Below are 9,577 nucleotides of genomic sequence, written 5' to 3' on the forward strand. Positions count from 1 at the left end.
GGTCAAGCCGGCGCTTGAAAAACTGCTGCGCGAGGAGTTCGTCGGCACCGACGCCTTCGTCAAGCCGCTCGAACTCGGACCGCCGGTCGGCCGCCCGGTGCAATATCGCGTCGGCGGTCCCGACATCCAGACGGTGCGCGAACTGGCGCAGCAATTCGCCGGTGTCATCTCCGCCAATCCAAAGCTAGCAGCGCCGACCTTCGACTGGAACGAGCCGCAGCGTGTGCTGAGGGTCGACGTGCTGCAGGACAAGGCACGCCAGCTCGGTATCACCTCCTCCGACATCGCCAGCGCGCTGAACAGTACGGTCGGCGGCGCCACCATCACGCAGGTGCGCGACGCCACCTATCTGATCAATGTCGTGGCGCGCTCGCGTGGGTCCGAACGCGGCTCGATCGAAACCTTGCAGAACATGCAGCTGCCGACCAGTACCGGCGAGGCGATCCCGCTCGCGGCCGTCGCCAACTTCCGCTACGATCTGGAGCAGCCAACGGTGTGGCGACGCGACCGCATCCCGACCATCACCGTGCGCGCCGGACTGGTCGGCGACGTGCTGCCGGCCACCGTCGTCAACGAGTTGAAGCCGTCGGTCGATGCCTTCACCGCCAAGCTGCCGCCGGGTTATTCGATCGCCACCGCCGGCTCGGTCGAGGAGAGTGCCAAAAGCCAGGGACCAATCGCCGCCGTCGTGCCGTTGATGCTGTTCGTCATGGCGACGATCCTGATGGTGCAGTTGCAGAGTTTCCAGCGCCTGTTCCTGGTGGTGGCCGTGGCGCCGCTCGGCCTGATCGGCGTGGTGGCGGCCCTGGTGCCGAGCGGAGCACCGCTCGGCTTCGTCGCCATCCTCGGCGTGCTGGCGCTGATCGGCATCCTGATCCGCAACTCGGTCATCCTGATCGTGCAGATCGAGGATCTCGTCCGGGACGGCAAGGACCGCTGGGCCGCTGTCATCGAAGCGACGGAACACAGGATGCGCCCGATCGCGCTGACGGCGGCCGCCGCCAGCCTGGCGCTGATCCCGATCGCACGTGAAGTGTTCTGGGGCCCGATGGCCTATGCCATGATGGGCGGCATCATTGCCGGCACGGCGATTACGTTGCTGTTCCTGCCGGCGCTTTATGTGACGTGGTTCAGGATCAAGGAGCCTGAAGCCCAGGAAGAGCCACCTGTGGAGAGCGGCGAACCGGTGCAAGCTCAGACTTAAGGCTTTGCCGGGTCATTCGTTGTCGTTAGAGGGTACGGGACGTGACTTTGCACGCCGCCATGGCGATGATTTCGAGGCGCGCCAAGCATGCCAACCTTTAGGCAAATCGGCCAACTCCAGGATAGTTTGATCCCACCTCACCACCTCTTGCAGGCCGACGAGCATTATGTCGCCGTCATCCACAGGTCCGGGTTCGCTGTTGTGGAATTGCCAAGTGCCACCTTCGTCGTTGTAGCTGTCGTCGTCGTCATCTTCATGCACAACGTATGCGATCCAGTCGCCACGTTTAAATATGCTCTTGTCCGAATACACTGCGAGATTGGGCGGATCCGCAAACTTCCATTCCTCCATAGGAATTCCCCGAGATGGTTGTTCGACGCAAAACGAGAAAACGAATTCAGGCGGTTCTCACAAACCCATCGCTGGCCCGCAACAGATTGCGCGTATAATCCTTGGTTACGCGGCGTTCGACAAGGTCTGCCGCCGCCAGATTCTCCACCGCCTCGCCGCTTTGCATCACCATCAGCCGCTCGCACATATGGGTGATGATGGCGAGGTCGTGGCTGACCATCAGGAAGGTCAGCTTGCGCCGCCTGCGTACCTCTTCCAACAGGTTGAGCACTTCCGCCTGCACCGAGGCATCGAGCGCCGAGGTCGGCTCGTCGAGCAGCAAGATCGACGGTTCGAGAATCAGCGCACGGGCGATCGCCACGCGCTGGCGCTGGCCGCCGGAGAGCTGGTGCGAATAGCGGAACCGAAAACCGTTGCCGAGGCCGACCTCGTCGAGCGCCCGCTGGATGCGCTTTTCGCCGTCGGCAAAGCCATGGATGGCAAGCGGTTCCTGCAGCAGCCGGTCGACGGTCTGGCGCGGGTGCAGCGAGCCGTACGGATCCTGGAAGACCATCTGGACTTCGCGGTAGAAGGCCTTGTCGCGGCGTGTCCCAAGCGTCTTGCCGTTGACGACGATGCTGCCCGATGCGACCGGCGCAAGGCCGGCGATGGCCCGCAGCAGCGTCGATTTGCCGGAGCCGGATTCACCGACCAGGCCGAAGGATTCGCCCGGCTGCACGTCGAGGCTGACACCCTTCAGCGCGCGAAAACGGTCGAAGATCACTTCCAGCCTGTCGACGGCAATCGCGGAAGTCATGCCGCCCACTCCGGCTTGCGGTCGAGCACCGGCAGCGGGTGGCGGTCGGCGCCGATCTTGGGCATGCAATTGAGCAAGCCGCGCGTGTAGGGATGCTGGGCATGGCCGAGTTCGGACGCCTTGAGCTGCTCGACCACCTTGCCGGCATACATGACGATGACGCGGTCGCAGAAGGATGAGACCAGGCGCAGATCGTGCGAGATGAAGATCAGCCCCATGCCGCGTTCGCTGACCAGCTTGTCGAGGATGCCTAGCACATCGAGCTGCACGGTTACGTCGAGCGCCGAAGTCGGTTCGTCGGCGATCATCATTTCCGGTCCTGCGATCAGCATCATGGCGATCATGGCGCGCTGGCCCATGCCGCCCGAAACTTCATGCGGATGCAGGTTGAAGACGCGAGAGGGATCACGGATCTGCACCGCCTCCAGCATGGCCAATGCGCGGTCGCGCGCCTCGGCCTTGCCGACCTTTTCATGGGTGCGCAGCGTCTCGACGATCTGGCGGCCGATGCTCATGACAGGGTCGAGCGAATATTTCGGGTCCTGCAGGATCATGGCGATGCGCTTGCCGCGCAGCTTCCGGCGTTCGCGTGGCGAGACGCTGAGCAGGTCGATGCCGTCGAAGGCGAGCTTGTTGGCCGATATCCGCGCCTGCGGCGGCGTCAGCCCCATAATGGCGCGGCCGGTCTGCGATTTGCCGGAGCCGGATTCGCCGACGATGCCGAGCCGTTCGCGACCGAGCGAAAAGGAGACGCCGCGCACCGCCTCGATCAGCCCGGTGCGGGTCGGGAAAGTGACGCGCAGGTCGTCGACGTCGAGAAGCGTCTTCGTTTCCCTGCTCATTGGTCACCACTGCGAGGGTCGAGCGCGTCGCGCAGGCCGTCGCCGAGCAGATTGAAGCCGAGGCTGACAATGAGGATGGCGAAGCCCGGCGCACCAGCCACCCACCATTGGTCGAGCACGAAGCGGCGACCGGACGCGATCATCGTGCCCCATTCGGGCAGCGGCGGCTGCGCGCCGAGGCCGAGGAAACCGAGCCCGGCGGCGGTCAGGATGATGCCGGCCATGTCGAGCGTCACCCTGACGATCAGGGACGAAATGCAAAGCGGCATGATATGGCGCAGCACGATGCGGAAGGGCGAGGCGCCCATCAGCTGCACCGCCTTGATGTAATCGGAATTGCGCACCGTCAGCGTCTCGGCGCGCGCGATACGGGCGTAGGGCGGCCATGAGGTGATGGCGATGGCCAGCACCGCATTCTCAATGCCGGGGCCCAGTGCTGCGACAAAGGCCAGCGCCAGGATCAGCTTGGGAAAGGCGAGGAAGATGTCGGTGATGCGCATCAGGATGGCATCGGTCCAGCCGCCGGCATAGCCGGCCACCGTGCCGACCAAGAGGCCGATCGGTGCCGCGATGATGGCCACCAGGATGACCACATAGAGCGTCCAGCGCGAGCCGTAGAGGATGCGCGACAGGATATCGCGGCCGAGATCGTCGGTGCCGAACCAATGCTCGGCGCTCGGCGCCAGCAGGCGCGCGTTCTTCAGGTCGCCGAACGTCGGAGAATAGGGCGCCAGCACGCCGGCAAGGGCGGCGACGGCCAGCAAGGCAATGATGATGAGCAGGCCGAGAAAGGCCAGCCGGTTGGCGGAAAAGCGCCGCCACGCCACATAGGCGCGGCCGAGCCTTGCCTGCATGCGCGAGGCCGGCCGCTCGCTGAGCAGCCAGTCGCGACGACTCTGGATGGTGTCGGCGCTCATTGAACCTTCGTCCTCGGATCGAGCACCCGATACAGCAGGTCGGAGAGCAGATTGATGGCGATGAACACCGAGCCAATGACGATGGTGCCGCCGAGCACCGCATTCATGTCGGCGTTCTGCAGCGAATTGGTGATGTAAAGGCCGATGCCCGGCCACGAGAACACGGTTTCGGTGAGCACCGAGCCTTCGAGCAGCCCGGCATAGGAGAGCGCGATCACCGTCACCATCGGCACCGCCGCATTGCGCAGCGCGTGGCCCCAGATGATGCGGGTTTCCGACAGGCCCTTGGCGCGCGCCGCGACGATGTATTCCTGGGACAGTTCGTTGAGCATGAACGAGCGCGTCATGCGGCTGATATAGGCGAGCGAGAAGTAGCCGAGCAGCGATGCCGGCAGGATGATGTGGCGGAAGGCGTCGTAAAACACGTCCCACTGCCCCTGCATCGCGGAGTCGAGGAGATAGAAGCCGGTGATCGGCGTAAAAGTGTACTCGTAGACGACGTCGAGCCGCGCCGGGAAGGCAACCCATTGCAGCTTGGCATAGAACAGCACCAGCGCCAGCAGGCCGAGCCAGAAGATCGGCACGGAATAGCCGATCAGGCCGATGATGCGCACGATCTGGTCGATGAGACTGCCGCGCTTGACCGCCGCCAGCACGCCGAGCGGCACGCCGAACAGCGCCCCGATCAGCGTTCCCAGCGTCGCCAGTTCGGTGGTGGCCGGCAGCGCCCGGCGAATGTCGGTCATGACCGGATTGGTGGTCAGCACGGAGACGCCGAAATTACCGTTCAGGGCATTTTTCACATAGATGTAGAACTGCTCGATCAACGGCAGATCGAGGCCCATCTCGCGGCGCGTGCGCTCGACGACATTGGCCGGCGCCCGGTCGCCGAGCACCGCCAGCACCGGGTCGATCGGAATGACGCGGCCGATGAAGAAGGTGACCGCGAGCAGACCAAGATAGGTCGTGATCGCAATGACCAGGAAACGGCCAAAGGATGATGCAATAGCGACAGCGCGGGCGCTGCCGCGCCCCGCCGCCATTTCTTTTTCAACCGCGCTCATGCGGCGTGTCCGCGAGCATTATTCCTTGGACACCGGTCCGACGAAATTGCTGTCGAAGCTCGGGCCGAGCGCAAAGCCCTTGAGGTTCTTGCGCAGGCCGGCCACTTCCAGCTGCTGGTGGATGACGACGAAGGGGCTGGTGTCCAGGATCTTCTTCTGCAGATCCTTGTACATGTCAGCGCGTTTACCGGCGTCCTTCTCGAGCAGTGCTGCTTCCGTCTCCTTGGTCAGGTCCGGAATGTCCCAGGCGTTGCGCCAGGCCAGCGTCTTGGACTTGCCCGCATCCGAATTGTCCGGGTTCGAGGCAAAGGTCTGGGCGTTGGAATTCGGGTCGAAATAATCCTGGCCCCACTGGCCGATATAGATGTCGTGGTTGCGGGCGCGATATTTGGTCAGCGTCTGCTTGCCGTCGCCCGGGATGATCTCGAGCTTGATGCCGGCCTGGCCAAGCGTCTGCTGGATCGATTCCGCCATGCCGGTCGTCGGCTGGCCGGTGCGTACGTCCATGGTTACGCTGAAGCCGTCGGGCAGGCCGGCCTTGGCCAGCAATTCCTTGGCCTTGGCGACATCGAGCTTGAACGGATTCTCATCCAATTCGCCGAGCACACCCTTGGGCAGGAAGGTCTGGTGGATTTCGCCTATGCCCTTGAGGATGGTGGAACTCAAGGCATCATAGTCGACCAGATATTTGAAGGCCTGGCGGACCTCCGGCTTGGCAAGGTTCGGGTTCTTCTGGTTGAGGCTGATGTAGTAGACGGTGCCCTTCGGCGCGCTGGTGGTCGTGAGATCGGCGTTCTTGGCGATGGCGTCGAGATCGTTCGGCTCGAGATTGCGGGCAACGTCGATGTCGCCGGCTTCGAGCGCCAGGCGCTGGCCCGAGCTTTCCTTCATGTTGCGATAGATGACGCGGGCAAGCTTGGCCTTTTCGCCATGGTAATTGTCGTTGCGCTCGAGAACGACTGCCTCATTGGCGCGCCATTCGCGCAGCTTGAAGACGCCGGAGCCGGCATAGCCGGTCTTCAGCCAGGCATTGCCGAAATCATTGTCCCATTTGTAGTCGGCGCTCGGCGTGACCGCCGCGACATGTTCCTTGACCAGCTTGGCGTCGACCACCGAAGCGACCGTTGCCGACAGGCAGTTCAGGACGAAGCTCGGGGCATAAGCCTTGTCGACGGTGAACTGGAAAGTGGTCTCGTCGACCGCCTTGGCCTTCTCGGCGACGTTGTCGCCGCTGATGCCGAATTGGCCGATGATGAAGGCCGGGCTCTTGTCGAGCTTGACGGCGCGTTCGAACGACCAGGCGACGTCGGCCGCGGTGATCGGATTGCCGGAGGCGAATTTGAGGCCGGGCTTGAGCTTGAAGGTGTAGGTCAGCCCATCGTCGGAGACGGTCCAGCTTTCGGCGAGGTCGCCCTTGACCTTGGAGGTGTCGCTGAGGTCGAGACGGACCAGCAGATCATAGGTATTGCCGGTGACCTCGGCGGTCGACAACTCGAACGCCTCGCCCGGATCCATGGAGATGATGTCGTCGATCGCGAAACCTTCGACCAGCGTGTCGGCGGGCGTGACCGCACCGGCGGGCGCGCCGGCCAGAAGCAGTGCGGACATGGCTGCACCCGCAAGCAGGAAGCGAGAGCGTAGAGCAAACTTTTCCATCATCATCGTGATTGTTCCCTGTTTTGTTGTTTGTTGACCTGAGTTCCCGGCTCAGGGTTGTGGAATTTTTTTCGGGCCTGGAGAGGGGCCCACGGATCTCCTACCGTTGCGGTTTTTGTCCAGTTGGTCAACACCATATCCGGCAGCCTGGTGGCGGGCAACGAGCATTTGTGCGACGGCTCAATGGGCCAGAAAGGCCGGCGGGATGCCGACGCACAAGCCAGCCAATAGAGGCTGCCGATCGGGGAAAATCTGGCGAATGTCGCGGCTACTTCAGCGCCGCGACCAGGTCGGCGTCAGGGAAGCAGGTGGCGGCGCGGCCGTTCTTGGCTTGCCATATGCCGATCGAGCGGCGGGTCTTGAAGCCGGGCAGGCCATCGGCGCTGCCGACATCATAGCCCTTGGCTTCCAGCGACCGCTGCAGGGCCGCGATGTCCGAACGGTGGAGCCCGCCAACCGCGCCCCAGCTGCCGGCAAAATTCGCGTCGCCATGGGCGATGCGATCGGCGCCGTGGCCGATGAACAGCGCGTAGAGGTCGCTGGTGTTGTATTGCTTCAGCACGTAGAAATTGGGCGTGGCGACAAAGGCCGGGCCGCTGCGCCCTGCCGGCATCAACAGGAAGCCTTCGGCCTTCAGCTCACTTGCTGGAAACGGTTTGCCGCCGACGCGCTTGATGCCCATATCAGCCCATTGCGAGATTTTCTTGCCCTGGTCCGGGCCTTCCAGCGAACAGGAAACGCTTTCCGGCACCGTCACCTCGAAACCCCAGCCGCGGCCCTTTACCCAACCGTAATGGACGAGATAATTGGCGATCGAGGCCAGCACGTCCGGCGTCGAGTTCCAGATGTCGGCGCGGCCGTCGCCGTCGAAATCGACGGCATGTTTCAGGAACGAGGTCGGCATGAATTGCGGCTGGCCGAGCGCTCCGGCCCACGACGATTTCATCGCGCCGACCGGAGCAAGACCGCGCTCGACGATCTCGAGTGCAGCAAGCAACTCGGTGCGGAAGAAGTCCTTCCTGGTCGACATGAACGCTTTGGTGCCCAGCACTTCGAAGGCGTCGTAAGGCACCTTCGCCGCGCCGAATCCGGTCTCGCGGCCCCAGATCGCCAGCAGCACTTCGCCCGGCACACCATAGCGCTTTTCGATTGATGCAAGTGTCCTGGCATTGGTGGCTTCGCGCGCCCGCCCGCCCGCCGTCACCGCACGAACCGTTTTCTCGGCGAAATAGGCGCCGGGCGAACCGAATTCGGCCTGGTGCTGTTTCCGCGGCGTGGTCGCCTTCTCGCCCGGCTTGACCAGGTCGGGCAGTTTCAGATTGGGCTTGATGCCGTCGAAGGCGGCATCGAAGGTGGTTTTGGAAATGCCTTGTGACTTGGCCTGCGGCCAGAGGTCGTTCTGCAGCCAGGCGCGGAACTGGTCGTCGATCTTTGCGGCGGAGGCGGGGGTGGAAAGGAAGAGGAAGGCAAGGGCAGCCAGTAAGAATGCAAGACAAAACTGGCGAAGGCCGCGTTCTGGCGCGCCCCCCTCTGGCCTGCCGGCCATCTCCCCCTCAAGGGGGGAGATCGGCAGCTTCACGGGCGGCGCTCTGCCCGCAACGTGGGTGATTATCGAAAGCTGAGCCGCCAGCCAATCTCCCCCCTTGAGGGGGAGATGTCCGGCAGGACAGAGGGGGGTGTTTGGCACCAGCCTTGGTGGACGCGCAAAAATCATGACCCGCATCCTCTGCCGCAACTTTATCAAAACGCCGTCCGCGAGCGCAGCGCCGCGGCCAGCGTGCCCTCGTCGAGATAGTCGAGTTCGCCGCCGACCGGCACGCCATGCGCGAGCCGTGTCACCTTGATGTCGAAGCCGGACAGCTGATCGGTGAGGTAATGCGCGGTCGTCTGGCCCTCCACCGTCGCATTGACGGCGAGGATGATCTCCTTGACCTCGCCACCGGCGACGCGGTCGACCAGCGACCGCATGTTGAGCTGGTCGGGGCCGATGCCGTCGAGCGGCGACAATGTGCCGCCGAGAACGTGGTAGCGCACATTCATCGCCGCCGCGCGCTCCAGCGCCCACAGGTCGGAGACGTCCTCGACGACGATGATGGTGCCGGCATCGCGGCGCGGGTCGGTGCAGATCATGCAAGGGTCCGATGTGTCGACATTGCCGCAGGTCGAGCAGATGCGCACCTTGTCGGCCGCTTCGGCCATGGCGGCGGCCAGCGGCGACAAAAGCTGCTCCTTCTTCTTGATCAGATGAAGGGCCGCACGCCTGGCCGACCGGGGACCCAGCCCCGGCACCTTGGCCAGGAGCTGGATCAGACGTTCGATCTCGGGACCGGCGATTCGCTTCGACATCGCTCTGATCTAGAGCAATTCCAGGAAAAGTGCGAAGCGGTTTTCCCGGGAAAAGCGCGAAGCGCTTTCCCTTGGGAATTGCGTCAAAACGAAAAGCTGGAGCGGTTCACCGTTTCCGCGAAACGGTGAACCGCTCCAGGATTTTTCAGAGCGCTTTGGAACATCCCGCATCCGCATGAACCACCATATTAGCCGGGCGGACCATTGGACAGACCATAGAGCGCAGATCAGTTGGCTTCGAGCGGCCGGCCCTGGCTGACGATCATCGCGCCGACAGCGTCGGTGTTCTCAGGCGTCGACTGGAATCCCATAGACGCCTCTTGCGGCGCGTCCTCGACCGAGGAGATGACCCTTGTCCTTGTGTTCAAGGTTCCGCCAAAACGGGCGGCATCCGGTTCCTC

General features: G+C 63.4%; 9 protein-coding genes and 1 pseudogene. 1 reads left to right on the forward strand and 9 read right to left on the reverse strand.

From position 1 onward, the window contains the following. A partial coding sequence (locus EN939_RS10110) for an efflux RND transporter permease subunit (RefSeq protein ID WP_164750932.1) occupies nt 1–1,204 on the forward strand: 1,204 nt, incomplete at its 5' end. Between the two features lie 12 nt (nt 1,205–1,216). On the opposite strand, the gene EN939_RS10115 is transcribed toward EN939_RS10110, so the two are convergent. From EN939_RS10115 to EN939_RS38985, 9 genes and pseudogenes are all read right to left on the reverse strand, one after another. Next, nucleotides 1,217–1,555: a hypothetical protein gene (locus EN939_RS10115; protein ID WP_127267901.1), complete on the reverse strand. Its 339-nt coding sequence runs from the start codon at nt 1,553–1,555 to the stop codon at nt 1,217–1,219. 46 nt (nt 1,556–1,601) lie between these two features. Further along, nucleotides 1,602–2,351 (reverse strand): ABC transporter ATP-binding protein, encoded by a 750-nt coding sequence (locus tag EN939_RS10120; RefSeq protein ID WP_127267902.1) that lies wholly within the window; start codon nt 2,349–2,351, stop codon nt 1,602–1,604. After that, on the reverse strand, nt 2,348–3,193 hold the full coding sequence (locus tag EN939_RS10125) for an ABC transporter ATP-binding protein (protein WP_127267903.1): 846 nt from the start codon (nt 3,191–3,193) through the stop codon (nt 2,348–2,350). The genes EN939_RS10120 and EN939_RS10125 overlap by 4 nt, the downstream gene beginning before the upstream one ends. Beyond that, nucleotides 3,190–4,110 carry a nickel transporter permease gene (gene nikC / locus EN939_RS10130; protein WP_127267904.1) on the reverse strand — a complete coding sequence of 307 codons (921 nt, stop codon included), beginning with the start codon at nt 4,108–4,110 and terminating at the stop codon, nt 3,190–3,192. The genes EN939_RS10125 and nikC overlap by 4 nt, the downstream gene beginning before the upstream one ends. Beyond that, nucleotides 4,107–5,174, reverse strand: coding sequence for an ABC transporter permease (locus EN939_RS10135; RefSeq protein ID WP_127267905.1), 1,068 nt, complete (start codon nt 5,172–5,174; stop codon nt 4,107–4,109). Before EN939_RS10135 ends, nikC begins: the two co-directional genes overlap by 4 nt. An 18-nt stretch (nt 5,175–5,192) precedes the next feature. Beyond that, on the reverse strand, nt 5,193–6,836 hold the full coding sequence (locus tag EN939_RS10140) for an ABC transporter substrate-binding protein (protein ID WP_127267906.1): 1,644 nt from the start codon (nt 6,834–6,836) through the stop codon (nt 5,193–5,195). A gap of 262 nt (nt 6,837–7,098) precedes the next feature. Then, on the reverse strand, nt 7,099–8,376 hold the full coding sequence (locus tag EN939_RS10145; RefSeq protein WP_127267907.1) for a lytic murein transglycosylase: 1,278 nt from the start codon (nt 8,374–8,376) through the stop codon (nt 7,099–7,101). A gap of 194 nt (nt 8,377–8,570) precedes the next feature. Continuing rightward, a complete protein-coding gene (gene recR, locus EN939_RS10155) occupies nt 8,571–9,176 on the reverse strand; it encodes a recombination mediator RecR (RefSeq protein WP_027039603.1) in 606 nt (201 codons plus the stop codon). A gap of 227 nt (nt 9,177–9,403) precedes the next feature. Continuing rightward, nucleotides 9,404–9,577, reverse strand: a pseudogene (locus tag EN939_RS38985) (cell wall hydrolase); the annotation flags it as partial.

This window comes from Mesorhizobium sp. M7A.F.Ca.CA.002.05.1.1, from assembly GCF_003998335.1.
GTDB lineage: Bacteria > Pseudomonadota > Alphaproteobacteria > Rhizobiales > Rhizobiaceae > Mesorhizobium.

Excerpts from the sequence above, each read along its gene's own strand:
- EN939_RS10140 (WP_127267906.1), bottom strand. The coding sequence starts at position 6,836 with ATGATGATGGAAAAGTTTGCTCTACGCTCTCGCTTCCTGCTTGCGGGT.
- EN939_RS10125 (WP_127267903.1), bottom strand. The coding sequence starts at position 3,193 with ATGAGCAGGGAAACGAAGACGCTTCTCGACGTCGACGACCTGCGCGTC.
- EN939_RS10115 (WP_127267901.1), bottom strand. The coding sequence starts at position 1,555 with ATGGAGGAATGGAAGTTTGCGGATCCGCCCAATCTCGCAGTGTATTCG.
- recR (WP_027039603.1), bottom strand. The coding sequence starts at position 9,176 with ATGTCGAAGCGAATCGCCGGTCCCGAGATCGAACGTCTGATCCAGCTC.
- EN939_RS10120 (WP_127267902.1), bottom strand. The coding sequence starts at position 2,351 with ATGACTTCCGCGATTGCCGTCGACAGGCTGGAAGTGATCTTCGACCGT.
- nikC (WP_127267904.1), bottom strand. The coding sequence starts at position 4,110 with ATGAGCGCCGACACCATCCAGAGTCGTCGCGACTGGCTGCTCAGCGAG.
- EN939_RS10145 (WP_127267907.1), bottom strand. The coding sequence starts at position 8,376 with ATGGCCGGCAGGCCAGAGGGGGGCGCGCCAGAACGCGGCCTTCGCCAG.
- EN939_RS10135 (WP_127267905.1), bottom strand. The coding sequence starts at position 5,174 with ATGAGCGCGGTTGAAAAAGAAATGGCGGCGGGGCGCGGCAGCGCCCGC.